The organism is Rhodococcus sp. 5A-K4 (assembly GCF_046097995.1).
Lineage (GTDB): Bacteria > Actinomycetota > Actinomycetes > Mycobacteriales > Mycobacteriaceae > Rhodococcus_F > Rhodococcus_F erythropolis.
Genome location: NZ_JBJURM010000049.1, coordinates 1 through 24,439 on the forward strand (window position 1 = coordinate 1; position 24,439 = coordinate 24,439).

General features: G+C 61.6%; 24 protein-coding genes and 2 pseudogenes. 16 read left to right on the top strand and 10 right to left on the bottom strand.

Annotated elements, in window-relative coordinates:
* The first annotated feature begins 22 nt into the window (after positions 1-22).
* From ACKAMS_RS32630 to ACKAMS_RS32650, 5 genes are all read left to right on the top strand, one after another.
* Positions 23-574, top strand: coding sequence for an HNH endonuclease family protein (locus tag ACKAMS_RS32630; protein WP_408990057.1), 552 nt, complete (start codon positions 23-25; stop codon positions 572-574).
* Positions 575-577: 3 nt separating this feature from the next.
* A complete protein-coding gene (locus tag ACKAMS_RS32635) occupies positions 578-997 on the top strand; it encodes a hypothetical protein (RefSeq protein WP_046380368.1) in 420 nt (139 codons plus the stop codon).
* Positions 998-1,030: 33 nt separating this feature from the next.
* Complete coding sequence (locus ACKAMS_RS32640; RefSeq protein ID WP_030538009.1) at positions 1,031-1,357, top strand: hypothetical protein; 327 nt, start codon at positions 1,031-1,033, stop codon at positions 1,355-1,357.
* Between the two features lie 28 nt (positions 1,358-1,385).
* Entirely contained in the window at positions 1,386-2,279 is an 894-nt protein-coding gene (locus ACKAMS_RS32645) for a hypothetical protein (protein ID WP_046380369.1), read from the top strand.
* Positions 2,280-2,590: 311 nt separating this feature from the next.
* Entirely contained in the window at positions 2,591-3,154 is a 564-nt protein-coding gene (locus ACKAMS_RS32650; RefSeq protein WP_408990045.1) for a hypothetical protein, read from the top strand.
* Between the two features lie 21 nt (positions 3,155-3,175).
* Here ACKAMS_RS32650 and ACKAMS_RS32655 read toward each other — a convergent pair whose 3' ends face one another.
* Complete coding sequence (locus tag ACKAMS_RS32655) at positions 3,176-4,027, bottom strand: phosphoadenosine phosphosulfate reductase family protein (RefSeq protein ID WP_408990046.1); 852 nt, start codon at positions 4,025-4,027, stop codon at positions 3,176-3,178.
* A gap of 635 nt (positions 4,028-4,662) precedes the next feature.
* Here ACKAMS_RS32655 and ACKAMS_RS32660 point away from each other — a divergent pair.
* The 5 genes from ACKAMS_RS32660 (at position 4,663) to ACKAMS_RS32680 (ending at position 8,773) form a co-directional block, all read left to right on the top strand.
* Positions 4,663-5,988, top strand: a complete 1,326-nt coding sequence (locus tag ACKAMS_RS32660; RefSeq protein WP_228232817.1) for a MinD/ParA family protein — start codon at positions 4,663-4,665, stop codon at positions 5,986-5,988.
* 568 nt (positions 5,989-6,556) lie between these two features.
* Complete coding sequence (locus tag ACKAMS_RS32665) at positions 6,557-6,757, top strand: hypothetical protein (RefSeq protein WP_151531027.1); 201 nt, start codon at positions 6,557-6,559, stop codon at positions 6,755-6,757.
* Positions 6,757-7,194, top strand: coding sequence for a hypothetical protein (locus ACKAMS_RS32670; protein WP_042953726.1), 438 nt, complete (start codon positions 6,757-6,759; stop codon positions 7,192-7,194). Before ACKAMS_RS32665 ends, ACKAMS_RS32670 begins: the two co-directional genes overlap by 1 nt.
* On the top strand, positions 7,191-8,054 hold the full coding sequence (locus tag ACKAMS_RS32675) for an RAMP superfamily CRISPR-associated protein (RefSeq protein ID WP_197941065.1): 864 nt from the start codon (positions 7,191-7,193) through the stop codon (positions 8,052-8,054). Before ACKAMS_RS32670 ends, ACKAMS_RS32675 begins: the two co-directional genes overlap by 4 nt.
* The gene (locus ACKAMS_RS32680) at positions 8,054-8,773 is read left to right on the top strand and encodes a hypothetical protein (RefSeq protein WP_408990047.1); all 720 of its coding nucleotides are present in this window, start codon (positions 8,054-8,056) and stop codon (positions 8,771-8,773) included. The genes ACKAMS_RS32675 and ACKAMS_RS32680 overlap by 1 nt, the downstream gene beginning before the upstream one ends.
* A 44-nt stretch (positions 8,774-8,817) precedes the next feature.
* Here the strand turns inward: ACKAMS_RS32680 and ACKAMS_RS32685 are convergent, their stop codons facing one another.
* From ACKAMS_RS32685 to ACKAMS_RS32695, 3 genes are all read right to left on the bottom strand, one after another.
* The gene (locus ACKAMS_RS32685; protein ID WP_408990048.1) at positions 8,818-9,612 is read right to left on the bottom strand and encodes a hypothetical protein; all 795 of its coding nucleotides are present in this window, start codon (positions 9,610-9,612) and stop codon (positions 8,818-8,820) included.
* Positions 9,599-10,303: a hypothetical protein gene (locus tag ACKAMS_RS32690; RefSeq protein ID WP_042953725.1), complete on the bottom strand. Its 705-nt coding sequence runs from the start codon at positions 10,301-10,303 to the stop codon at positions 9,599-9,601. Before ACKAMS_RS32690 ends, ACKAMS_RS32685 begins: the two co-directional genes overlap by 14 nt.
* A gap of 88 nt (positions 10,304-10,391) precedes the next feature.
* Complete coding sequence (locus ACKAMS_RS32695; protein WP_408990049.1) at positions 10,392-10,568, bottom strand: hypothetical protein; 177 nt, start codon at positions 10,566-10,568, stop codon at positions 10,392-10,394.
* 255 nt (positions 10,569-10,823) lie between these two features.
* Between ACKAMS_RS32695 and ACKAMS_RS32700 the strand changes: the two genes are divergently transcribed.
* The 3 genes and pseudogenes from ACKAMS_RS32700 (at position 10,824) to ACKAMS_RS32710 (ending at position 13,495) form a co-directional block, all read left to right on the top strand.
* Positions 10,824-11,924, top strand: coding sequence for an ATP-binding protein (locus tag ACKAMS_RS32700; RefSeq protein WP_219469334.1), 1,101 nt, complete (start codon positions 10,824-10,826; stop codon positions 11,922-11,924).
* Positions 11,921-12,741: pseudogene (locus ACKAMS_RS32705) on the top strand (DUF2201 family putative metallopeptidase); the annotation flags it as partial. The gene ACKAMS_RS32700 and the pseudogene ACKAMS_RS32705, both read left to right, overlap by 4 nt.
* A 55-nt stretch (positions 12,742-12,796) precedes the next feature.
* Entirely contained in the window at positions 12,797-13,495 is a 699-nt protein-coding gene (locus tag ACKAMS_RS32710; protein WP_218681652.1) for an IS6 family transposase, read from the top strand.
* Between the two features lie 82 nt (positions 13,496-13,577).
* On the opposite strand, the pseudogene ACKAMS_RS32715 reads toward ACKAMS_RS32710, so the two are convergent.
* The 3 genes and pseudogenes from ACKAMS_RS32715 to ACKAMS_RS32725 all read right to left on the bottom strand — a co-directional run.
* Positions 13,578-14,231, bottom strand: a pseudogene (locus ACKAMS_RS32715) (FAD-dependent oxidoreductase); the annotation flags it as partial.
* 113 nt (positions 14,232-14,344) lie between these two features.
* Positions 14,345-15,172 carry an SDR family oxidoreductase gene (locus ACKAMS_RS32720; protein ID WP_408990050.1) on the bottom strand — a complete coding sequence of 276 codons (828 nt, stop codon included), beginning with the start codon at positions 15,170-15,172 and terminating at the stop codon, positions 14,345-14,347.
* 24 nt (positions 15,173-15,196) lie between these two features.
* Positions 15,197-16,750, bottom strand: a complete 1,554-nt coding sequence (locus ACKAMS_RS32725) for an aldehyde dehydrogenase family protein (protein ID WP_408990051.1) — start codon at positions 16,748-16,750, stop codon at positions 15,197-15,199.
* A gap of 134 nt (positions 16,751-16,884) precedes the next feature.
* On the opposite strand from ACKAMS_RS32725, the gene ACKAMS_RS32730 reads away from it, so the two are divergent.
* Positions 16,885-18,126 carry a PucR family transcriptional regulator gene (locus tag ACKAMS_RS32730; protein ID WP_408990052.1) on the top strand — a complete coding sequence of 414 codons (1,242 nt, stop codon included), beginning with the start codon at positions 16,885-16,887 and terminating at the stop codon, positions 18,124-18,126.
* 84 nt (positions 18,127-18,210) lie between these two features.
* Here ACKAMS_RS32730 and ACKAMS_RS32735 read toward each other — a convergent pair whose 3' ends face one another.
* Complete coding sequence (locus ACKAMS_RS32735; RefSeq protein WP_024488148.1) at positions 18,211-18,831, bottom strand: TetR/AcrR family transcriptional regulator; 621 nt, start codon at positions 18,829-18,831, stop codon at positions 18,211-18,213.
* 93 nt (positions 18,832-18,924) lie between these two features.
* On the opposite strand from ACKAMS_RS32735, the gene ACKAMS_RS32740 reads away from it, so the two are divergent.
* On the top strand, positions 18,925-20,283 hold the full coding sequence (locus tag ACKAMS_RS32740; protein WP_408990053.1) for a cytochrome P450: 1,359 nt from the start codon (positions 18,925-18,927) through the stop codon (positions 20,281-20,283).
* Positions 20,284-20,444: 161 nt separating this feature from the next.
* On the top strand, positions 20,445-21,587 hold the full coding sequence (locus ACKAMS_RS32745; RefSeq protein WP_408990054.1) for an acyl-CoA dehydrogenase family protein: 1,143 nt from the start codon (positions 20,445-20,447) through the stop codon (positions 21,585-21,587).
* A 352-nt stretch (positions 21,588-21,939) separates the two neighbouring features.
* On the opposite strand, the gene ACKAMS_RS32750 is transcribed toward ACKAMS_RS32745, so the two are convergent.
* Both ACKAMS_RS32750 and ACKAMS_RS32755 read right to left on the bottom strand, forming a co-directional pair.
* Positions 21,940-23,010 carry an IS110 family transposase gene (locus ACKAMS_RS32750; RefSeq protein WP_408990055.1) on the bottom strand — a complete coding sequence of 357 codons (1,071 nt, stop codon included), beginning with the start codon at positions 23,008-23,010 and terminating at the stop codon, positions 21,940-21,942.
* Positions 23,011-23,252: 242 nt separating this feature from the next.
* The gene (locus ACKAMS_RS32755; RefSeq protein ID WP_408990056.1) at positions 23,253-24,248 is read right to left on the bottom strand and encodes an IS481 family transposase; all 996 of its coding nucleotides are present in this window, start codon (positions 24,246-24,248) and stop codon (positions 23,253-23,255) included.
* Between the last annotated feature and the right edge of the window lie 191 nt (positions 24,249-24,439).

A 24,439-nucleotide genomic window follows, 5' to 3' on the forward strand; every position in this document is an offset into this window, starting at 1 on the left:
CGATCTCGGGAAGGACTTCCACATGATTACCAAGCTTGAATTCTTGTTCAGAGAATCCTGCAGTTTCGGGCCTGCGTGGACCGACGACTACGACGGACCAGGCGGCCACGATGGTTGCGATTCACGCAACAATGTTCTGGCACAACAACTAATTGCCGTAGAGACGAAGCCCGGTACGCGGAACTGTGTCGTCATAGCGGGAACGCTTCAGGATTCCTACACCGGTACGACCATCGAGTTCGAGAAGGCCGACGCATCGGCGGTTCAGATCGACCACGTGTATCCCCTTGCCCGAGCATGGAAAATGGGCGCTTCGACTTGGGCGGTCGACAAACGAATCCAGTTTGCCAACGACATCGATCGCAACCTGATGGCCGTGGACGGACCGACCAACGGGAAGAAATCCGACAAAGGACTCGATGAATGGATGCCCCCCAATACGGCGTACGGATGCGAGTATGCGGCACGCTATTTGACAGTCGCCCGCGACTACGCGTTGAGCGTCACCACCGGTGACCTCCACAGCGCTTCACTTGCGTGCGGTCTAGATCCGGAAATAACCAAGGAGAAATGACAGATGAGCCCCACACCGACCAACAAGAAGGCAGTGGACACAGCACGCAAGAGCGCTGAGGCACTGGCACACAAAGCTCTTCAGGCACGTGTATCGCTTGTCGGAGCAATTGGTGAGGCGCAAGCCTCTGCGCAGGAAATACTCGATCAGCGCGAGGTTCTCCTTGCCAAGCACGCCCAGGAACTCGAATCGCTTGACGCAGAGCACGCGCGCGCGGAAGACACGATCAAAACCGCATACGACACAGCCATTTCCGGTGGCTGGACAGCGCGTGAACTCACAGATATGGGCTACTCGGCGCCGAAGAAGAAGAAGGCTCGTCGACAGAAGCCGGCCGCCGCCGAAACAACGTCCCAGGCCGCACCGCCCGCATCACCGAATCACACCGGTGAACAGCCCAGCAGCGCCGGTACCAACGACTAAATCGCCTGCCAGCTTTGCAGAACAGAGGAGTTCATGATGGACCACAACTCGCCGCTCGATATCGATTCGGTCGTACGTGTCCTCCCGAGCTGCACCAGCTGCGAACTGGAGAAACAAGCCGGCGTCGACGTGACTCATATCCGTCCGGCGCAGTGGGCTCTTACTCTGAGAGACTGCTGCGCCGGGTGGACCCCGACTCCGCATTTGGTGTGCCACATACATTTCGTGGAACTCGTCACCCAGCACCTTCCCGCCCAATGCGCGATGTGCGGGCGAACCAGCAGGAACATCTCCGACGTCCTCGACACTGCGATGACCTTGGGGACTCAAGTTCCCACTCCGCATCGCAAAACGGCGTGAGTTGACTCGTTCGAGGAAGTGGATCCCTATGTCTCGCAGTTACACCAGGTCGAGCCCTGACGGAGTATCCGGTGTCGTCGATGTCGACGGCGGAAACTCGAATATAGCGACGAAGAAGCAAGCTCTCGTCATCCCGGAACAACGGTATGCGGAGCGAGAGAAGGAAAGAGCTTCCGCACGGAACCTCGACTCGGCCACCGAAGGGATGAGCCTGACCCGAGCTTCGAAGGACCTCAACCGCGCATTTCCTCGGCCGGGAACTGCCCCGATCACAGATGCGAGATTGCGCCGCAACTTGCCCGGTGAGATCGAGCTCCGCAAAAACTTGAGTTCGAGACAACGCAAAGCGCGATCGGTGGCCAAACGTGCTGTCCTTGACACAATGCCCGGGACACAACATCGGGCGTTGAACGGTTTGGTGTCGGACCCGAAGACATGGGCTGAGACGAATGCCGCTCTGTCGAGAGTCAACGGTGACGCTGTTCTGCTTGACGATAAACAGCGAAAAGAGGTCCAACGGATCGACCGTGCGATCCAATCAGCGGAGTCGAAAACAGGTCGAGGCCATCTGGTCTACACCGAAGTCACGATGCCGCATCCGATAGCGGGGCAGCATGATTGGCCATCGAATCTGCAACCAGGCGCGGTGATTTCCTTCGACCGCTTCACGGCCGGCACTCACACACTTCACGAACTGGATGCACACCGCGGGCCCAACGACGTTGCCTTCGAGATCGAAACCAGTCGCGGAATGTACCTGGGGCAATCCGATAGCGGAAACAACACCGCGCACGTGCTGCCCCGAGGAATGCATGTCGAAGTCGTCGCCATACACAACGCCCCTTACGAACGGCCTGGTCAGCCGCCTGGCGAAAGAATCGTCGTGCAACTGCGCGAGATTACGACAACCGAAGCGACTTGAGAAATAGAGGTTCAGCATGGCTTACACAGACGCACAAGGCCGCCCCGAAATCTTCATGCACCCCGAGATCCTGGCAGGGAAGTCGACATTCAGCCTCGTAGAACCGGCTTCAGGCGATTCGGCGGTCGAGCATCCCGAAAATAACAACACTGCCGGCGCAAAGAAAAATCGGAGGCCACCCAAAGGGTGATGCCTCCGACTCTCACGGTGCAATCTCAGTGCACTGACTCTAACCGAGGTAGGGCAGAGGATGCAACTGAAAAGTGCACTTGTACAACACTAATCAACAGCACGAGATAATGGAGAACACTGTGAAACGACGTTCGACCAGACGCTGCATCATCGCGATTGCAGCAATGACCGCGGCCACAGTTGCAGGGTGTACCGATTCGGGATCTGAAAACGAGTCGTTGACGACAAGCGCCACCAGTGAATCGTCTGCCTCGTCGACGTCCGGCACAGCACCCACTCAGGCGGGCGTCACGGACGTCAGAGGACAGGCGGGCATCACCACCGGAACTGCTGATCCCTTTCCAACGTCGCAGTTCCAGCCAGGTACTGCCCCGCCGGTTCAGCCCGGAATTTCGCCGGCGTCCGCCGCAACTGCTGGCGACCTGTGTGGGACAGTCGTCCCCCACGCCACAGGCGCCGTCCAACCAGTGATCGTCCTAACCGGATCTGTCGAGTGCGCAACGGCCCTTGCAATCAGTGAGCGATACCTCAATGACACTTCGGTGGTCATCGAAGGTCAAGGGCGGTTCGCCACAGTGGAAGGATGGCGCTGCAACTGGCCGTACGTCGACGGCCGCTCCCATGCCGAGACCTACCTCCAATGCACCGACTCCGCCCAAAACTCGTTCAAGATCGGCGACTAACACCCGCTTCACACTTAGGTGTCAGACGTACTCGCGGATACGGGGAAGTACATCGGCGATTTCCTCGAACAATGTCGGCCATCCGCGTCGTAGCCACGTGACCCGGCCTTGTTCGAGGAAGTGCCCGTCGATGAGATGGCTGACCCGCAAGTTTTCGTCGGAGACGCCGAGACCACGTAGTTTGTCGTAGATCGGGTTGGCCGGCAGCTTGTGTCGAGCCACGTAGCCCCAGACATCGTCGCGGCTCCAATCCCAGGCCGGCCCAATCACGCGAGTTCTGTCGGCGCGCGAGATCAAGCCACCGTGTGCCCGGCGTTGCTCCGCCTTAGTGGCACAACACGTTCGGCAGTTCCGTTCGATTTCGAGCGCGAGATTGCTGTGATAGAGCGACCATCGACCTGTGCCTTTGACAGATTCGTCGGCGCGTACACCCCATATCTCGCCTGGCCCGTGGTCGGCGTGCGCGCGACGAGCTGGCTCCGCAATCAATGATTCGTGCAGTGAAACGGACTTTAGGTAGTCCGCCGCACGTTCGTGCTGCCAACCCCCGTCTCGGGAGAGCATTTCCAGTAATGGGGGCTCTGCCGCATATACCTGAAAGTTCAACTTCCATTCCTGTGCCACTCGCTGCACGAATTCGTACGTCTCAGGAAACTCCGCTCCGGAGTCGAAGAAGACGACGGGAACATTCGGCTCCACGGAAAGGGCGAGGTGAAGCACGACAAGCGAATCCTTACCGCCGGAGAACGCGACGTAACCGTCATTATCTTCGAGGTGTGCAGCGATTTTCGCTCGTATTGACTCCAGATCGTGCCGGATAGGGCGGAATGCATTGAGCGTGGCCATGTTCAAGCCATCCGGAGTTGCACTCATCCCGTTCCCTTCATGAGGGTTTCAACCCTATCGGCAGTCTCTCCGCTTCGTGCGAAGCGCGTATCTGTGTGTGAATCCCGGAGACGGGAGCAGATATTGACTGCTCGTCGTGTATCCAGTCGGTGATACGTTCGCCAAAATCGCCCAAAACGAATTTCCAACGAAAGTGGGGGACCATGTCCAGCGACCAGAATAATCCCGAATTGCCACCATGGCTCGATGCCAGCGCCGATGACGGTGAGAACCCTCTGGACAGCGGCGGCCATCAAGTTCACACCGAAGACCGCGTCGCACGTCACGCACCACATCCGCATGAGGGATCATCGCCAGTCGACGCCGCACCCCCAGCGCAGCCATTCGCCCCGTCAGCTCCCACGCACGCAACCGAAGCCGGAGCGCCTGCGGCAAACGGAGGCTGGCAGCCGATCGCCCCGCAGGAGGCGCGTCAGAGCAAGCCGCAACCGACTACGCCCGATCCGCTCGATCACATCCGGAGTGTTCACGCGGAGTCAGAGACAGCGCAAAGGAGCCCGTGGTCCACCCGCCACGTTGACTCCACCCTGAATCAGGAAGCGCCTGTTGCGCACCCACAGCCGGTGCCGCCTGGTCCATCGCGGGTCGCAAATGTCCGGGTCGTGTCGCCCTCGAACCTGCCGCCGGCGAGCTCGCAGCCTGTACCCCCGACCACTTCGTCGAGTGCGCCCAACGCCGCAGTCGAATCAGCTCCGTCATGGGATCCGCCGACGACAGCGTTTCCTGCTCAAGGCGCCGGCGTCGACACTCAAGGATCTCGCGGCACTGGTGGATACAACGCCTCGGCCCCGCAGACTGAAGAACCGCGTTCGCACACCGCGCAGTATCAGCAGCCGTTGAGCGCGGGTCAGACCCACCCTCATTCCACCGCTCAGCCGGCCGCGCCAGCGGTAGGCCAATACGGTCAACAGCACTACAACGGCGCCCCGCCGCAGGGACCTGCCATTCAACCGCGTCAGGTCAACCCCGGAATCGCCTCTGATTTCCGATCCTCAACCCCTCCGAGGCGCACTATCGACGACCTCGACATCATCCGTCGTGCGAAACGCCCGCCGGCGAAAGGTTTCCGCCGCTTTCTGTTCAAATTGACAGGGGGCAAGGTCAACCCGGGTCAGTCGCAGGCAGAGCTCGAGTACCTCGAATTGGTCAAACGGATCAACCAGCCTTCGCGAGGCGTGTACAAAATCGCCTTCGTTTCCCTCAAAGGTGGGGTGGGAAAAACAACTGCAGCGAAAACAGTGGGGTCGACGTTCGCCTCGCTGCGAGGCGACCGTGTGATCGCGATCGATGCCAACCCGGACGCCGGAACCCTTGCCGATCGCGAGCATCGCGAGCACCGATACACCGTTCGAGACCTGCTGGCAGATCACCACATCCGCACTTACAGCGATGTGAGGCACTACACCTCACAGGGGGACAGTCGTCTGGAAATCCTCGCCAACGAAACTGACCCGGCCACCTCCGAAGCCTTCAACGAGCAGGACTATCTCGACGCGCTCAAAACGTTGGAAGTGCACTACAACATCATCATCACCGATTGCGGAACCGGCATGATGCATTCAGCGATGAAGGGCATCCTCGACGAGGCGGATGCAGTCGTCGTGGTCAGCCCCACCGCCCAAGACGGCGCACGATCGGCTGTCTCCACCTTGGCATGGCTCAACGAGCAAGGACATCAACGCCTGGTGGAAAAGGCAGTGGTGGTCGTCAATTCGACACGGCCGGGATCCTCCTCACTCGACCTGAGTCAGCTCGAAGACGTCTTCCGCCAACAAGGCGTACGAGCGGTCCGCATCATCCCGTTCGACGAACACCTCGGGGAAGGCGGCCCGATCGACCTGCCGCTGCTGAGCAAGAAGACCGAACGTGCGTACCTCGAACTCGCGGCGGATCTCGCCGACGATTTCGTGAACAAGGGACCCGCATAACGAAACCGACGCTGGCGGCCTCGACAGCTGCTGATCATCCACTGCCGTAATGTGCGCGGTGTTCGTAATGTCATGTGCCGCAGATAGCTTGCTTTGCATGACCGACTCGAACGCTGTGAGTATCGAAGACGTGTGCACCGCCGCACACAGGGCAGTTGATCCCCCACCTGTCGAAGGTCGCCGCTGCGGTGGCCCCTGCGCCCGGTGCGGGCGTGAGAGCCCCGGCAACATCTCTGTCAGATCCGTCGTTTCACGTACATTCACTGCCTTCGACGGGTGGTCCTCGCCCGCCGCGCAAGGGATGTGCCAAGTCTGCGCGTGGGTCTACCGCACCTCAGCACTGCGTCTGAACATCCAGTTGGTGGGAGCGTGCCCACCAACACTGAAAACTTTGACTTCGAGACAACTCGGAGCGCGCCTGCAGAAACCGTTAACCTCCGCGCACGCGCTCGTCGTGCCAGTGGGTATGCGTCGCAAACACCTTCTCCCTCATGCGCGGTGGGGCGAAATTAGTGTCGACGACATCTCGTTGTCTTGGACCAAACACGATGTACACACTCTCGCTGCGATGCGCCGCCTGCGCGCGGACGGCTTCGGAGAGCGGATGCTGGCAGCGAGCGCACCGCAATTCGCGATGATGCGCCGACTTCCTGCCGCACGGTGGACGGGACTCCTCGAAGACTGGGCAGAACTCGATCGATGGCGCGCGGCACCCCCATGGTGGGAACTCGGCCTACGCGCCTCCTCCTCGAACAGGAAGGAACCGTAATGGCAACCTCCACTGACAAATGGCTTGCGTCCGTTCCCGAACTACCCGCACTGACCGGGGCTCACTCAACCGCTGAACGGCTACTTCTGCTGCTGCACTACGGAATCGACTGGGAAAACGGATGGGTAGCATCCCGCCGAGCCGTCTACTGGGAACACCACCTTCCCGATCGAGTCCGGCTCGCCACCTACCGGTGCGGCGCCGATCTCGACCGATGGTGGGGCATCGTGTCCGAGAAGCTCGAATCCCGACCCAACGCATCGCAGCGACTCGAACTCTCGCAACTACTGAGAGAACCACCGAAGCCAGTGCTGACAATCATGCGCGAATCGACCCGGGCGCTGGTGCTTCGAACGCAGATCGTCGCGACGGCATACCGAGAGTCCCAAACCCACATCCGCCGGCAGCGCGACAACGCAGGAGAAACATCACCATGACCAGCACTGTGCATTGGGATCTGGACATCTACGCACTGTCGTCGATCTCGCACAAAGACGACAGCACCTCGACAACCACGGCGCTCTTTCGCCGCGAAGAAGTAATTCAGCCCGACGGGACGGGGGAGCTCGTCCCGATCATCTCCGGCAACTCCTTCCGCGGAACACTGCGACGCATCGGTGAGGAACTCCTCCGCGACGTGCTCGACTACGAGGGCACACTGTCGCTGCCGGCGGCCCACACCCTCCGCAGCGGAGGAGCCCTACGAAAAACCAAGGGCGAACCCCTCTCCGGAAACAGACTCGAGCATGCACGAAATCTCATCCCCCTGATCGGCGTCTTCGGAGGTAACAGCAGCTCCACGATGATCAAGGGCCGCGCCCAGATCGGGAAAGTCGTACCGCGGGTCAAAGAGACCGAACACATCATGTCCAGACCGTCGAAGCTCCCGTTACTGAGCCAGTTCGAGCTGCTGGGCATCGAGCGGTACAGCCGATTCGACGACTCGGACACCGCAGACTTCCCATCAACCGCCGCGGCAGAGTCCGACGCGGAGAACTCGGCGACCGGCTCACACCTGATGCGCTACGAAGTCGAGACCTTACCTGCGGGAACCACCTTCGAATCCTGGATCCGCCTCACCCGAGCCACCGATCTGCAGATCGCCTTCTTCACAGACGTCCTCGCCGAATTCACAGCAGCAGGACGACTCGGCGGGCGATTGTCGATCGGCCACGGGATGGTTCGCGTCGAATCCACACGATCGACGACTGCCGGCACCACAGCATCTGCGGTGGACTGGCGCGAACATCTGCGCAGTGTCCGAGACGACGCGCTGGAAGTTCTGGCGAACTGGTGATGAGGCCGCTACTGGTGAAAGCGAGACTCGCCCACGGAATCGCGCACGCCGCACCCTGGGGAGTGAGCCTCGACGGACTGCTCGCCGCCGAAATATGGGCAGACCAGAAGGCGGGCAAGCGCGATCGAGGAGAAGACGTAGCTGCGCTGGCAGCCGACGTCGACCCTGAAGACCTCGATTTGCCCTTGGCTCGATGCGAACTGTCAGGCGGAGGCTTATGGCACTGGGCAGCTACTTGCGCGTATCCCGAGAAACCTGTCGATCATCCAGTGGTGCGCTACTGGACGGGGCGCCCCGATCATGCGGCGCTCGGGGACCTCGTGGCAGATCTCCCGGGCGTCGTCTCGGAAAGGCAAGGCCCGTACCGGTCGCGGAGCATGCCGTTGTTGGTCACGAGCACCGACACCGTGACATGGCAATGTGTGGGAGACGATGACCGGATCATGGCGATCCTGCAAGGCATTGCCGCGATCGGAAAAAAACGTAGTCAGGGCGAAGGTCGAGTTCTGCGGTGGGAAGTGGCGCCTCTCGACGAGTCTTTTGGCTGGTCGGCAGGACATCTCCATGTTGATGGCAGCCTCGGTCGGCCAACCCCGGATGGATGCCTGCACGGAACCGCGGTGGCAACCGGTGGCCGAGGACCCACGGGTCTGCGGCCGCCGTACATGCACGGTTTCCGCCGGCATACGCTCAACCTGCCGTTCTCGCTCACTGTGTGAGTAGCGAAGACGATCTTGGAGCTAAGTTCTGTCGTGGCGCTCGGCTATTGCGCGGTACCTGAACTGGGGTTCTCTGGCCTGCTAGCGATAGTCATCAGCGCCCTGTACGCGCGATCTCGACGCCCTTCCGGGACGAGTTGCCACGAACGGTGTTGTGGGTTTTCGAGTGCCTCAGCGAGCTTCTCGAGTCTGCGTGGGTCGTTTTCCGTCATCGTCACATCACGTTCGACGATCGGATTGCCAATCGCACTGGCGAGGATTGCAGCGTCATCGAGATGGCGTTGCGTGTCTTTGCGGTCGCTGATGAAAGCTGCCCCCTTGAGGATCAGAGCCCCCAGAACGGTCGGCAGGCTCAAACGGGTTGGTACCCCGTCAATTTCGATCGTGCAGTTCACGGTTTTCCGCAATGCAGATGTGGCACCTGGGACCTGGAAGACCGGGTGCCCTTTCAGCTTCGGGACATGCTTCGGTGGTAGATGGTCGGCGACCATCACATCGACTATCTCGGGCGTCTTTTCTCCTCCACGTGTAAACCGGTGGATGGGGTCGTCGTCCTGGAGCGACCAGCGGAGTTCGTAGCCGAGATCCTCGAGTTGTTTCTTGACTTCGTTGAATACGGCTGCGCCGGTTTCTATGTGCAGCACGATGTCGACATCAAGGGTAGGTCGGTTGAGTGGCACTCCTGCTTTCGCTGCGTGCAGCTGCACCATCAGCCCCCCGATCAGTGTCCATTGGTCGGACGGGATCGCGTTGGCCAGTTCCGCGGCTTGCGGCCACGGTGTAGCCCACCCGCCGGCAGGCGCCTGAATAGTCCACTCGGGACGTTCAACGGAAGTCATCGAGTAGCTCCTGGAGTACGCGCGTGCCGGCGCTGCGCTGGCGGGTGTCGAGTGATTCCATCAGATCGACGGCGACGGCCGCGATCGGAAGCGTTGATGTACGGAAGAATGGGTTCAGGGTGGAAACGACCCGGAGGGTGACATCACCGTTTTGGGAGAGCATCCCGAATTGTTCTACGACGTCGTCGAAGTCGTCGTCGACGATGTACCCGTCGGCTTTGTCGTTTCTCGCGGAGGACAGTCCGAATCGCGCCGCTGTTTCCGGTACGTGGATGATCGCGCTGATACCGGTGGCGGCGAGGTAGCCGCCCCTGATCAAGACATCTACGTCGCCCTCCCCCCAGGTCTCCATGTGGTGTGTGGTGGCGCGGTTTCTGGCGAGGTAGGCCACTTCTGCCGCGGACGACCGGCGTAAACGATGCTTGAGTCGGGTGATCTGTGTCGGAGAAGCGATCCAGTCGACTGTGCAGTGGGACAACAAGGCCAGGGCTGCCCAGGAAACTTCAGGATTCCACGGGCGTCCGGGACGGCGAGAGCTCTGGGCCATCCGGTGGACGGATGCACTGTTGAGCAGGAGAGAATTGCCCACCTCGCGGGCGATGGTGATGGAACCGGCGCGAGCGAGTCTGGTGACCTGCCGTTCGGTCACCGAGAGTGCAGCTGCAGCATCGTGCACCGTCATCTCATCCATGCCATATATGGTCGCATTTGCGACCATATAAGGCAATAACTGCACTAAATCGACCAATTATTGATGTGTGATCGAGACACATTTTCTATCAGCCCTGCGGATTCCCAGCGGCGACGAGGCTGGTCAAGTCAGTCGGCCAGGGGTACTTTCCCGGTGCGTCTGTGACGGATTCGACGATGGACTTTCCCGAGGCTTCATCGATCTCGACGATGGAGAACACCGACTTACCGGTGGTGTGGATCCGGACATGATCGCCGACCTGCATGTGTGAATCTCTTTCTCGTATTCTGCGTTGTTTCGCAACTCCGCACTATCTCAGGTGTGTACGACACGATCTGGTCACACGGGGGGAGAGGGCCGGCCGGCTGGCCGGCCTTCCCTCGCCGCGCCCCCGGCACGGCGAGGGGCAGGGCCATTTAGAGCCACAGAATCCGTCATTTCCGCAGTTCAGACCGTATAATTCGAGGTGTCCTGTTGAGTGCGCGACTGACCATCGTGCCGATTTTTTTGGAGTGTTCTGATGGCTGATCTGGCTACTGCGGTGACTGTGTTGGATGCGAATGGGCGAGCGGGTGTGCCGTCGTTGCTGATTTCGGGTCCGGGGATGGGCAAGTCGAGTTTGGTGCGTGGGTTGGCTGCGGCGGATGGGGTGTTGTGCAAGACGGTGTTGGGGTCGTTGCGTGAGCCGTCGGATTTCGCGGGGTTGCCGGTGGTGCGGGAGCACGGTGTGACGTTGGAGGCTCCGGCGTGGGCGAAGGAATTGGTTGCCGGGGGTGGCGGGTATCTGTTTCTGGACGAGTTGACGACGAGTCCGCCTGCTGTGCAGGCGGCGATGTTGGCGGTGGCGCTGGATCTGACTGTCGGTGATGTGCAGTTGCCGAAGGGAACTCGGGTGATTGCGGGGGCGAACCCTCCGGATTGCGCTGCTGGTGGGTACGAGTTGGAAGCGCCGTTGGCGAATCGGTTCTGCCATGTGGAGTTCACGCCGTCTGTGGATGAGTGGTTGGACGGTATGTCGACGGGGTGGGGTGCGCCGCCTGCCTCGCGTGCGGTGGCCACCGATGAGCAGCGGGTTGCGTTGGTGCGCAGTTCGATCACCGGCTTTGTGCAGCGCAATCCTGATGCGTTGGATGCGTTTCCGTCGTCGGCTGCGCAGACAGGTGGTGCGTGGCCGTCGCGTCGTACGTGGTCGATGTTGGCGGCGGTGTTGCCGCATTTGCGGGAGGACGACAACGCGGCGATCAACACGGCGGTGTTCGGGTTGATCGGTGAGGGTGCGGGCGTGGAGTTCTTGGAGTGGCGTCGTAGCGCGGATCTGCCCGATCCGGTTGCGGTGGTGGAGAATCCCGATTCGGCGTTCGATTGGCAGTCGCGTCCTGATCTGGTGTGGGCGGTGCTGTCCGGTGTCACGGCGTGGGCGGTGGGACGCGGCACGGTGGAGGCTTGGCGTAGTGCGTGGGGTCCGCTGATCGCGGCTGCGGAGGCGGGCGCACCGGACGTGGCGGGCGCGGCGGCGCGCACGCTGGCGAAGGCGCGACCGGCGAAGGCGACTGTCCCGGCGTCTGCTCGTCGGTTCGCGCCGATGTTGACCGCTGCGGGTCTGATGGAGGCGGCAGCATGAGCGGGGTTCGGTCGCTCGCGCCGGATGAGTTGCGGGCGTTTCGCCTGGCACGGCTGGTTTCTGCCGAGCAGATGCCGTATTTTATGCGGGCGTTGTTCGCGGCGCAGCCTGTTGCTGCACCGGGGTTGGGCACGTTTGCGGTGGATGCGCAGTGGCGGCTCTATCTAGATCCGGCGTTGTTGGTGGGGGCTGGTGCGTGGCCGGTGCCGGTGGCGGGTGCGGTGTTGTTGCACGAGGTCGGGCACTTGCTGCGGGCGCACGGGGTGCGGGGTCAGTCCTTGCCGAAGCCGGCGGGGCACGTGGCGTGGAATTACGCGGCGGACGCGGAAATCAACGACGACTTGCTGGCGGCGGGCGTCGGGTTACCGGACGGGGTGATCACTCCGCAATCGTTCGGGTGTGAGGACGGCGGAATCGCGGAGGACTACTACACGCACCTGATCGATCCGGCTACGGACAACAGTTTCCAGACGACGACGACGTGGGATGCGGATCCGGTGCGGGATGCGCGCCGGTGCCGGGGGAGTTGGGCGCGGCAGCGGGGGAGGTCGCGGACGGGTTGGACGACGCGGAAGCGGATCTGGTGCGCCGTCATGTGGCGCGGGCGGTGCAGGCTGCGCAGGGGAAGGGGCGCGGGAGCGCACCGGCAGGGTTGGCGCGCTGGGCCGGTGAGGTTCTCACGCCGCCGACCGTGCCGTGGGATCGGGTGTTGCGTGCGGTGATCCGGCGCGCATTGGCGGATCAGTCGGGGCGGACGAACTACAGCTATGCGCGTCCGTCGCGGCGCAGCCTGCCGGGGATCGTGGCCCCGGCGATGGCACTGTCACGTTGTTGAACGCAGCAAACTGGGAGAATGTGGCGTGCCCACCCCGATGCCGTCATACAAAGGCCACCGCTACCCGGTCGAAATCATCAACCACTGCGTGTGGTTGTACTTTCGATTCCCGCTCAGCTTCCGTGAGGTCGAGGAACTTATGCTCGAACGCGGTGTCGTGGTCAGCTACGAGACGATCCGGCGGTGGTGCGCCAAATTCGGGCAGGCCTACGCCAACGAGCTCCGCCGCCGACGTCCACAACCCGGTGACAAGTGGCACCTCGACGAGGTGTTCATTCGGATCAATGGTCGGCAACATTATTTGTGGCGTGCTGTCGATCAGCATGGCAACGTTCTCGATGTGCTGGTTCAGTCACGCCGAAACGCGTTGGCAGCCAAGAAGTTCTTCCGGAGGCTGCTCAAAGGTTTGGAGTATGTTCCGCGGATGATCGTCACCGACAAGCTGGGCAGCTACCAGGTGGCGCACCGCGAACTGCTGGGATCGGTCGAGCATCGCCAGTCGAAGTATTTGAATAATCGCGCCGAGAACTCGCACCAACCGACCCGACAGCGCGAACGTGCGATGAAACGCTTCACCTCACCTGGGCACGCGCAACGGTTCCTGTCCACGTTCAGCGGCATCTCGCCACATTTCCGGCCGCGCCGACACCTGCTGACCGCCGCCGAATGGCGTACCGAGATGGCCGACCGATTCACGGTCTGGCGGGAGATCACCGCGACCGATGCCGCCACCTGAATGTGAACGGCCCGGCGTTGTCCCGTAGCGACCTGCACCAAACTAGCTGTGCCGCTATGCTTTTCAACTAACGTGACAGTGCCCCGCGGCGTCCGAAGACGTGAACCTCGACGGCCTTGTTGTTCTTGAGGCCCTCGTAGACGTTGGCGGGGATCTCGGTCGGCAGCAGTTCGTCGCCGGTCTTGGCGAGGACGCGGGCGATGTCGAGTGCAACGTTGCCCACGCCGAGGACGGCGACCTTCTCGGCCTCGAGCGGCCACGTACGCGGTACGTCGGGGTGGCCGTCGTACCAGGAGACGAAGTCGGCCGCGCCATAGCTGCCGTCGAGTTCGATACCCGGGATGCCGAGCGCGCGGTCGGCGTTGGCGCCGGTGGAGAAGATGACCGCGTCGTAGAACGACTGCAGGTCGTCGAGGGTGATGTCGGTGCCGTAGTCGATGTTGCCGAGCAGGCGGACCTGAGGCTTGTCGAGCACCTTGTGCAGAGCGGTGATGATGCCCTTGATGCGCGGATGATCAGGCGCGACGCCGTAACGAATCAGGCCGAAGGGCGCGGGCATGCGCTCGAAGAGGTCGATGCTGACGCCGCGGCCGGAGACTGCGGTGTCGGATTTCATGAGGGCGTCGGCGGCGTAGATGCCGGCGGGGCCGGCGCCGACGATCGCGACCCGGAGTGGGCGTGGAACATCGTCCTCGGGCGATATCGGTGTCGCGGAAATGGAAGCTTCGGTGGTCATGAAGATCTTCTGCGCCTTCTGTCGTTGACTGAGATGAAGTGCTGTCATGTCGAGTCCGGAAGAATCGGAGCGACGACCGAGACGAAGGGCCCGCGCATCGCGGACACTCTGGCTCAGCTGTGACGAGCTCGCTCTTCGTAGGCCCGCCTGGCTGCGGTGTCGACGTCTTCGAGAAACACTCTGTCTGTGTGAAGCGCTCGGGTGAGCGCTTCGCTGACCTGGCGGGGGAAGAATTTCTGACTGGCGGCGAGGGCGCCGACGAGCTTGGTCACCCGTACCTTCGGCTTGGGGTGTTCGATCAATGCCACGACGGCACGTGCGATGTCTTCCGGTTCGGCGTTCTTGAGTCCGGGAAGCCCCTTGGTACCCGCCGTCAACTCGGTGTTGACGAAGGATGGCAGTACCGCGGAAAACTCGATTCCCGTACCGCGGTGCTCCACCCGCGCGGCGTCGGTGAAACCGACGACGGCATATTTGCTGGCGCAGTAGGTGGCCAGTCCGGGCGTGTAGATTTCGCCGGCGAGTGAGGCGATGTTGACCACGTGTCCGCGGCCGCGCGGCAGCATTCGCCGAACAGCGAGTTTGGAGCCGGTGATCACCCCGAGGACGTTGATATCGAGGATCCGGCGGGTGACCGCGTCGGGTTCGTCCGCGATCCGGCCGGCGGGCATGATGCCGGCGTTGTTGACGAGCACGTCGATAGGCCCGAGCGTTGCTTCCACGTCGTCGAGGAAGGCCTCGAAGGATTCGGTGTCGGTCACGTCGAGCTTGCGGTAGCTGGTCAGGCCGAGTTGGGTCGCGGACTCCTTGAGTTTGGCCTCGTCGATGTCCCCGATTGCCACCTTCGCGCCGAGTCTGGTCAACGCGGTCGCGGTTGCGAACCCGATTCCGCGGGCACCGCCGGTGATCGCGATGACGCGACCGTGCAGAGATTGTGTCATTTTCCTTGTGTCCTTCAGTCGTCGTTACAGGGAGTTCGAGCGGCTTGCTGCGGACAGTCGGCGGCGCGGGTCACGCGCGACGAGGGCGCGCAGCAGCCGGCCGACGAAACGACCACGTAAGGGGGTGTATGGATACCAGAGCAATTCCCGCTTCATCACGGGTCCGCGCGGCATCGTGATCGCCTGCTGCCGGGTGTACTTGCGGATTCCGTATGCACCCCCGAATCGTGCGCCGAGACCGGATTGCTTCCAGCCTCCGTGCGGTAGCCCCAGCGCGAACAGATTGGAGAAGGCGTCGTTGATGTTCACCGCGCCGGCGTCGAGTCGGCGGGCGATCTCCTCGCCGCGGGTTCTGTTCCCGCACCACACCGTCGCAGACAGGCCGTACTCGGAATCGTTGGCCAAACGTACGGCTTCGTCGGCGTCGGCGACCTTGACCACGGGGATGGTGGGCCCGAAGGTCTCTTCCCGGATGCAGGCCATCGAATGGTTTACGTCGACGAGGACAGTCGGCTCGAAGAAGGTGCCGGTGCTCCCGGCTTTGCCTCCGGTCAGGGCCGTGGCGCCGCTGTCCACAGCGTCGGCGACGTGCCGGGCAACGAGGTCACGTTGCGCCTCGGTGGCCAGCGCGCCGACATCGGTGCGATATCCGTCGTCGTCGGTGCCCTGTCGGAGCGAGCCGACGAGTGCCGCCAGTCGCGCGACGAACTCGTCGTGGACGGGGGCCTCGACGTAGACGCGTTCGATCGACACACACACTTGTCCGGCATTGAACAGGCCGCCCCAGGCGATTCCGGCTACCGCGCGGTCCAGGTCGGCATCCGCCAACACGATCGCTGGGTCTTTGCCGCCCAGTTCGAGGCTGCACGGCACCAGTCGCTCGGCAGCCCGCACCGCGATCGCTCGACCGGTTGCTGTGGAACCGGTGAACTGCACGAAGTCCACTGAATCCACTACCGCTGCACCGGTGTTGCCGCGGCCGGTGAGGACCGAGAAAACAGGGGGTGCGCCGATGTCCGACCATCCCCGTGCGAGTTCGACGGCTGCCAACGGCGTCACCTCGGACGGTTTGAGCAGAACCGCCGCGCCGGCGAGCAGAGCCGGGATGATGTCCATCGCCGGCATCGCGAGCGGGAAGTTCCACGGAGTGATCACACCGACTACCGGGTAGGGGCGGACAGTTTTGATCAGTCGCTTGGTCATCGAGAGCGGTCCGTGGGGTTTCACACGCTCGTCGGCGAGAAACGTGCCGGCATTGTCAGCGAAGTAGTTGATCAGATCGCACGCGAGCGCGGGCTCGATGGCTGCTTCGGCGCGTGGCTTGCCGGTCTCGGACTGCAGTACGTCGATGAGATGGCGCTCGTTGTCGAGGAGCCAGTCCCGCAGCTTCCGTAGCCACTTGGCCCGACCTTTCGGCCCCAGCGCTTCCCACTCGACTTGGTGAGCGCGCAGAGATCGGACGGTCTCGGCCACTGTCTCGGAACTATTGTCCGGTACGCGCGCGACGAGGCGTCCGTCCGCGGGGCAGTACACATCGATGTCGTCATAGCCCGTCTCGGCCTTGCTTCCGGATCTCATATGAACCCCGCCTTCTATGATGTGCGCCACGTCTTATTAGAATTACACAAGCAAACTGAAGTTTTCTTGGCGAAATAGGCCAAGGAGATCGGTCATTCTTGTACTTTGAGTCTAAATGCGAAAGAGGTGCTGACGTGTCCGCTGACGACATGGTGATGGCCTGGCTCCGGGAATTCGCTGCGGAGGCGCTGGTGCCCGGCACCCTCGATGGCCTTGTCGCGCGCTTCGACGCAGCAATAGTGGCGGAGGTCCCCGAAGTTTCCGCGGACCGGGAGTTGCGGCGGGACCTCGATGCCAGCACCCGCGGGCAAGGGCGTGCGCTGTTGATCTGGCTCACCGACGACTCCGCCGAGGTGGACCTGCCGCTCGCAGCTCATGATCTCGCGCGCACGATCGCCCGACGAGGTCTGCATCTGAGGGTCTTGATGCAGATCTACCGAGTCGGCCAGAAGGCGCTGCTGAGGTTCGCCGCGGAAACGGCAAGTGAGCGCATCACCGACCCCGTACTGGAACCGAAGGTATTGATACGGCTCCTGGAGCGGGCGAATCACTGGCTCAACGTGTCGTTGGAGATACTCACCGATACCTACAGTGAGGAACGAGAGCGCGGATTGAGCGGCGCGTTCGCACGGCAGGCGGAAACCGTGCAGGCGATCATCCGAGGTGAGATCGTCGATGCAGCGGCGGCATCGAACCGTTTGAATTACCCGTTGATCAGGCATAACACGGCACTGGTGCTGTGGTTCGACAATGCGCCGTCCGAGCAGACCGAGGACGTGATCGGCGTCCTGAATTCCGTTGTCCGCGCGGTCGCGGCCACGATCGGGGCTCGCCAGCTACTGACTCTGCCGTCGGGATCGCGAGGGCTCTGGGCGTGGCTGTCGATGGACGTCGAGTCGGATCTCGCCGCAGTGGACATCGGTGCGGATATTCCGGCCGGGATATCGATCGCGATGGGCAACCCAGGCAAGGGAATTCGAGGATTTCGGCAAAGTTACACCGAAGCTGTTTCCGCTCAGCATATTTCGGAACATCAGGAGGTTGCGGCTCGTCCGATTTTGTATGCAGACGTCGAAATTGTCCACCTACTCGACGGCCACCCCGACGCGGCGGGGGCACTGGTTTCGCGTGAACTACGCGGCCTCGACGGTACCGATGCAGCCTCCACCCAGTTGCGCCGCACTCTGCGCACCTACCTGAATGTGAACCGCAGCCCGGACGCGGCAGCTCGCGCGCTCGGCGTGCACAAGAACACCGTGCGGTACCGCATCCAGCGCGCCGAGGAGATGCTCGGACACCCCATCGGGGCCAACCGGCTCAAACTCGAACTTGCGCTCGAATACGCCGACACCTACGGTCCGGCCATCCACGAGTGACACTCTTCAGCTGGCCGATGCCCTGCAGGGGTGTGGTTGGAGCCCTCGCTACCCGTTCGATCGTGAACTCCCGCACCCGACTCCTTACCTGTGGGCTGTGGAGGTGAATTGATATGTTGCCGCATCGACGATCTCGTCAGGGGTGATGGCGATCTCGTCGTTCAACCATGCGGTGACCAACTCGGCCAAGCCGCCCACAAACAGCAATCCGTTGATTTCGCCCTGGTGTGGTGGCCATGCCCGGTCGCCGTACATGCGTGTGGCTTCGTCGGCCACCATCTGAGCAAAGCCCCGCAGCGCTGCACGTCGGTGGGTGCGCAGAGGTTCGAACGCGGCGGATTCGATCATCGCAACACGTCCCTTGCGTGGATCGTCGGTCAAGATGGTGACGAATGACGCTATGGCATTTCGTACGCGCTGCTCGAGCGTCCCGCCGCTCGCCCGAAGTGCGTCCAGTCCGGCTTCGCGGACTTCGTCGGCGATTCCGTCCAGGACCTTCTGCAGGAGTTCGTCTCTGCTGGTGAAACTTTCGTAGAAGTACCGCTCGGTCAACTTGGCGTGCGCGCAGATGGCGGTCATGGTGGCGCCGCTCTTGCCTGTGGCAGCAAAGACTTCCAATGCGGCTTCGAGCAAGGTTTCATGCCGCAGTGCTGCACGCTGGTCGCCGCTCAGGCCCGCGTATCGACGTGGCGTAGGAGAAGTCATAGGTCGATATTGACAGATCCGATCGCTGTGACGCAGACTACCCATATCTGACAGGATGCACTGTCAGATCAATGCGGAAGTCGAGGTTCATCCATGTCCAAGATCCTGGCCGATCCACCAGCACAGTCGCAGTTACTCCCGATCTCGGGCCGATCGGGGCTCCCCGGTGTCGGGCACGCACTCGAATACATCCGCGATCCCCTCGCCTTGATGCAAAAGCACTGGGACCGTTACGGCGAGGTCTCCTGGTTCTCGATGATCGGGCGACGTTGGGTCGCGGTCCTCGGACCCGACGCATGCCAAGAAGTGCTGCAGAACAAAGATCGAGCATTCGTCAACGGCGACGGCTGGTCGGTCCTGATCGGCCCCTTCTTCCACGGCGGTCTCATGCTTCTCGACTCGGAAGAACATCTACGACACCGCCGGATCATGCAGCAGGCATTCACCCGATCACGCCTGGAAAAAACAGTCGACGTTCTCAACCCGGCGATCGCCTCGGCGCTCGACGCCTGGACTCCCACCGACGGATTCCGCGCCTACACCGCACTCAAATCACTCACCCTCGATCTCGCCACCGACATCTTCATGGGAGGCGCGGAAGGATCCACCGAGAGCGAAATCGACTCGGTGAAAAAAGCTTTCGTCGATTGTGTACAGGCAGCCACCTCAGTCGTGCGCTACAACGTCCCAGGAACCAGGTGGAAGCGAGGACTCGACGGACGCCGAGTCCTGGAAGACTTCTTCCGGCAGTACCTACCGGCACGCCGATCACACGAAACCGATGACCTGTTCTCCGTGCTCTGCCACATCGAATCCGAAGCAGGACAACGCTTCAGCGACGACGAAGTAGTCGACCACATGATCTTCCTCCTGATGGCCGCGCACGACACCTCCACCATCACCATCTCCACGATGATGCAATACCTGGGCCAACACCCACAGTGGCAGGACAGATGCCGGGCAGAGTCCCTCTCGTTGGGAACAGCGTCACCGAGCTACGCCGATCTCGACGGACTCGTCAGCCTCGATCTGGTCATGAAGGAATGCCTCCGGATCGTCTCACCGGTACCGGTCATGGCGCGCCGCGCGGTCCGCGACACCCAGGTCCAGGGACATTTCGTGCCGGCAGGAACGTACGCGGCGGTGGTGCCGCATTTCACGCACCACATGTCGCAGTACTGGCCCGAACCAGAACGCTTCGATCCCGAGCGCTTCGCGGAGCATCGACGCGAAGACAAGGTGCACCGATACGCGTGGGAGCCGTTCGGTGGTGGTGTGCACAAATGCCTCGGCATGCACTTCGCCGGCGCCGAGATCAAAGCGATCATGCATCATCTCCTTCTGCGCTTCGACTGGCGCGTCGACGCCGACTACGTCGCCCCGCTCAACTTCACGTCCCTGCCGTTCCCCTCCGACGGACAACCGGTCGATCTGCGTTTCCTCGAGCAGTGAGGATGCGCCAGAAAGCTTGCTCTACAGGCGGATGCAGTCACCCTCCTGATCGCTCACATCATCGACGAATGCTCTGACGAGTTCGTACCGTCCTACGACAGTACGAACGGACGCAACGAAATTCAGTTCTCCCACAAAACATCGACGCAGTAGGAGTTGGCGTGGAACGTACCCTGTTCGAACCGGAACATGATCTTTTCCGGGAGTCCTTCCAGAAGTTCTTGGCACAGCACGTCGCGCCCTTCCACGACAAGTGGGAAGAGCAGAACATCGTCGATCGCGACGTCTGGGTGGAAGCCGGCAAGCAAGGTTTCCTGGGAATGGCCGTTCCCGAGGAATTCGGCGGCGGCGGCGTCAAAGACTTCCGATACAACGTCGTCATCACCGAGGAAGCGACCAAGGCTGGTTACAGCGGTATCGGTTTCATGCTCCACAACGACGTCGTGGCGCCCTATCTGGTCGATCTGTGTAACGACGAGCAGAAACAGCGTTGGCTGCCGGGATTCACCTCGGGAGAACTGATCTCAGCGATCGCCATGACAGAACCCGGAACCGGCAGCGACCTACAGGGCATCAAGACCAGAGCCGTCCGCGACGGCGATGACTGGATTCTCAACGGGTCCAAGACGTTCATCACCAACGGCATCAACGCCGACATCGTCATCGTCGTGGCGTGCACTGATCCCGACATCGGAGCGCAAGGCTTCAGCCTCTTCGTTGTCGAGCGCGGAATGCCAGGCTTCGAACGAGGGCGCAACCTCGACAAGATCGGGTTAAAGGCACAAGACACCGCAGAACTGAGCTTCACCGACGTCCGAGTCCCCGCCTCCAACATGCTCGGCGAGGAGGGAATGGGCTTCCTCTACCTGATGAAGAACCTTCCCCAGGAGAGGCTTTCCATCGCCGTGGTCGCTGCTGCAGTCATGGAATCCGTTCTGGAAAGCACGATCCAGTACTGCCGCGAGCGCAAGGCCTTCGGCAGGTCGATCGGTAGCTTCCAGAACACCCGATTCGTACTGGCGGAAGAGACCACGAAGACTACGGCCGTCCGCGTTCTCGTAGACAAGTTCATCGAGCAACTCAATGCCGAGAAGTTGACCGTGCAAGAAGCTGCCATGGCTAAGTGGTGGACCACCGAAGCCCAGGTCAAACTGATCGACCGATGCCTCCAACTCCACGGCGGCTACGGCTACATGAAGGAATACCCGATCGCTAAGGCATACATGGATTCTCGCATCCAGACCATCTACGGCGGCACCACCGAGATCATGAAGGAGATCATCGGGCGATCCTTGAACCTTTGATCGAGTCCGTAATCAAGACCTGGAGTGGAACTGTCGGCAGGCTGAATTTTCGATGTAGATATCTCCACTTGTGACAAATTGAGCATCTACCGAAGCGATAGCCCCTGGTGCATTCACGATGGCGAGGAGTCACGGTGGGTCAGATCGGCAGAATAACCCTCTGAACTGCGAAGATCGAACTCTCGAAGGTGGCAATCCGGAGCATTGAGAGGAGTCGTCATCCTCACTAAGTCCTCAGACTGTGCAACTGAAAGAGGCTTATGACAACGGGTCTCGTGCTTTTTGCTTGAGGCGTTCGTACGGTGTTTGCCCCGCCAGGGCGCCGTGGGGTCGATCGACTCTTCTATGTTCGTCAAGCCCCGGCTGAGGATGTGTGGAGCGCTTCGAGTGTTCGGTAGATTCGGCGGGCGAGGTAGCGTTTCAAGCAGCGTCGAATCTCTTTGGTCGTGCGCCCCTGAGCTTTTCGTTTGTCGACGTAGGCGCGTGTCTCGGGATCGTGGGCCATGCGCGTAACGGTCGCCATGTGCAGGGCTCGATTCAGTCTCCGGTCTCCTCCGCGGTTCAGCCGGTAACGAGTGGTGTTCCCGGATGAGGCTGGAATCGGATTCACACCTGCGAGTGCAGCGAACGCGGCTTCGTTGCGCACGCGTCCAGGGTGTGACCACGCTGCATAGGCAACGGCCACGGTCACTGGACCGAGGCCTGCCTGCTCCAAGAGCGGAGCTGCCTCACTCTGCTCGATCAGCTTCTTGAGCTGCGTATTGTTTTCTGCGAGTGCGCCATCGAGGGCGTGGATTCGCTTCGCCAGTCTGACTGCCTCGGCTCGTGCGACCGAGAGTGCGAGTTCCTCGACGCGGCTGCGCCACGAAGCTACCTCGGTGATCTGTGCGTTTGTCAGCGGGCGGCGAGCATCGGTGCCGAGATCGACGACCCGCAACAAGGCGGTAAGCGCATTGATGCAGGCAGTGCGGTCGGTGCTCATGTGCTCACGAGCGGTCGTCAGGACACGCAAAGCGGCCCGCACACCACTGTCGGCGCGTGGATGACGTAGCTGGTCGAGCTCGAGCGGCAGAACGGCGGCATCGATGCGATGTGCATCGAGGCCATCAGACTTACCGACCCCGCGGTGGGCTCGCGCATCCATGCGAGCGGCCTCGACGACCTCGTAGCCGGCGCCGGTCACCGTTCGTGCCAGCCCGGCCCCGAACGTTGCCACGCACTCGATAACCCACAGTGCCGCGAGGTCGCCACCCGTGAGGCGAGCAACCCAGCTCAGGGCCCTTTTCATCCCAGCAGGAGTCGTGGGGAATTCGTTGGTGGCGATCAGTGCACCGGTGACCGGGGTCAGGATCGCGTAACTGTGTTTGCGGGCATGGGTATCGACTCCGATGACGAACGGGCGGCTATGCGCGACGATAGACATGGCGGTTCGTGCTTCCTTCCGAGACGGGAATGATGACGCGGCCGCTGCGGGCCGGTGCGAGCCTGGATGGAAGTCACTTCGGGGCAATACTGTGATGAGTCACGACCTCGCCTACTGGGCGCGGAGCGGACAGTCTTCTGATCAAGCCATCGGAGTGGACCGGGTGAGCACCGACCGTCCCGCGCCGGAGCCGGACATGTCCATCGAAACGCATCCCGGTAGGGAGCGAGTAATTGTATGAGTCACGGCCATGGCGCGGGAGCGGCACGATGCCTACCTTGCCAGCCAGTTCCAGACCAGCCACCCCAAGACTCACAGTAATTGTAGTGAACGTTCCAGACTTCGACGGCGGTGCGTCGTTGCTGCTCGCTGCTGTATTCGCGGGAGTAGAGAAGTTCTTCGGCGAGGATGCGGTTGTAGCGTTCCACTTTCCCGTTGTGTTTCGGTGTGTACGGCTTGATGCGGTAGTGCCGCGCCTCTCGCAATGAAGCAGTGAAATCGGCTGCCCGATAGCATGATCCGTTGTCGGTGATCACGCGCTCGATCCGGTTGATGCCGTGTGCGGCGAAGAAGACGCGGGCGTTGTTCATGAAATCGATGGCTGTTGCGGCGGTTTCGTTGTCGCGTGCCTCGGTGTACGCCAGGCGCGTATTGCCGTCGATCGCGGAATGCAGATAGGTGTAGCCGATGCGGGCCTGTTTGTTCCTCGTTTTCCGGCGCTGCGATCGTTTGGCCTGCTCGGAGCCGCGGCCGTGGGCACGCCACCCGCCGCCGTCCGGAATTTTTCCGACTTTCTTGATGTCTACATGCACCATTTGACCAGGTCGTTTCGCGACGATGACCTGCGGTTTTCGGTTGGTTTCGCCGTTCGGGTCGATGAACCGGCGGCGGTGCAATCCCAGGTTCCGCAGGATTTTCGTGACCGTTCGACGGGCAATGGTGATGCCGTCGGTGCGCAGTTCGAACGTGATGCGTGAGGCCGACCATTTCCGGGTTCGGCGCATCGCTTCGATCTCGGCCACGATGCCCGCGGCTGTGGCGGTCGGCTGATGATGTGGCGTACTGGACCGGTCCTGTAATCCCAGCTCACCGAACTTGCGATACCGGTTGACCCAGGTGGAGGCGCATTGTCGTGAAATCCCCATTTCGGCGGCGACGTGGGCAATCGGACGACTCTGGCAGCGCTCGATCAAGCGTCGTCTTCCCTCCACAGTCAGCGGAGCATTACGGTGTGTCACAGGGCTGGTCCCTTTGCTGTTGATGGTCAGTTTCGCAACTTCCATCCTGCCGCGAAGGACCAGCCCGTCCACTTCAATCCCGCGTCAGCAACGTCCATACCCACAACATCTAGCTCCGAGTGCGGGCTGTTGCAAGTGGCATGACCCCCATTAAGTGACCCGCTGGTTATGAGAATCCTTCCCGCCCTGAT

Bases quoted from the DNA above. Each gene is read 5' to 3' on its own strand.
- ACKAMS_RS32630 (WP_408990057.1), top strand. From the start codon at position 23: ATGATTACCAAGCTTGAATTCTTGTTCAGAGAATCCTGCAGTTTCGGG.
- ACKAMS_RS32635 (WP_046380368.1), top strand. From the start codon at position 578: ATGAGCCCCACACCGACCAACAAGAAGGCAGTGGACACAGCACGCAAG.
- ACKAMS_RS32640 (WP_030538009.1), top strand. From the start codon at position 1,031: ATGATGGACCACAACTCGCCGCTCGATATCGATTCGGTCGTACGTGTC.
- ACKAMS_RS32645 (WP_046380369.1), top strand. From the start codon at position 1,386: ATGTCTCGCAGTTACACCAGGTCGAGCCCTGACGGAGTATCCGGTGTC.
- ACKAMS_RS32655 (WP_408990046.1), bottom strand. From the start codon at position 4,027: ATGAGTGCAACTCCGGATGGCTTGAACATGGCCACGCTCAATGCATTC.
- ACKAMS_RS32665 (WP_151531027.1), top strand. From the start codon at position 6,557: ATGCGCCGCCTGCGCGCGGACGGCTTCGGAGAGCGGATGCTGGCAGCG.
- ACKAMS_RS32670 (WP_042953726.1), top strand. From the start codon at position 6,757: ATGGCAACCTCCACTGACAAATGGCTTGCGTCCGTTCCCGAACTACCC.
- ACKAMS_RS32675 (WP_197941065.1), top strand. From the start codon at position 7,191: ATGACCAGCACTGTGCATTGGGATCTGGACATCTACGCACTGTCGTCG.
- ACKAMS_RS32680 (WP_408990047.1), top strand. From the start codon at position 8,054: ATGAGGCCGCTACTGGTGAAAGCGAGACTCGCCCACGGAATCGCGCAC.
- ACKAMS_RS32685 (WP_408990048.1), bottom strand. From the start codon at position 9,612: ATGACTTCCGTTGAACGTCCCGAGTGGACTATTCAGGCGCCTGCCGGC.
- ACKAMS_RS32690 (WP_042953725.1), bottom strand. From the start codon at position 10,303: ATGGATGAGATGACGGTGCACGATGCTGCAGCTGCACTCTCGGTGACC.
- ACKAMS_RS32695 (WP_408990049.1), bottom strand. From the start codon at position 10,568: ATGCAGGTCGGCGATCATGTCCGGATCCACACCACCGGTAAGTCGGTG.
- ACKAMS_RS32700 (WP_219469334.1), top strand. From the start codon at position 10,824: ATGGCTGATCTGGCTACTGCGGTGACTGTGTTGGATGCGAATGGGCGA.
- ACKAMS_RS32710 (WP_218681652.1), top strand. From the start codon at position 12,797: ATGCCGTCATACAAAGGCCACCGCTACCCGGTCGAAATCATCAACCAC.
- ACKAMS_RS32720 (WP_408990050.1), bottom strand. From the start codon at position 15,172: ATGACACAATCTCTGCACGGTCGCGTCATCGCGATCACCGGCGGTGCC.
- ACKAMS_RS32725 (WP_408990051.1), bottom strand. From the start codon at position 16,750: ATGAGATCCGGAAGCAAGGCCGAGACGGGCTATGACGACATCGATGTG.
- ACKAMS_RS32735 (WP_024488148.1), bottom strand. From the start codon at position 18,831: ATGACTTCTCCTACGCCACGTCGATACGCGGGCCTGAGCGGCGACCAG.
- ACKAMS_RS32740 (WP_408990053.1), top strand. From the start codon at position 18,925: ATGTCCAAGATCCTGGCCGATCCACCAGCACAGTCGCAGTTACTCCCG.
- ACKAMS_RS32750 (WP_408990055.1), bottom strand. From the start codon at position 23,010: ATGTCTATCGTCGCGCATAGCCGCCCGTTCGTCATCGGAGTCGATACC.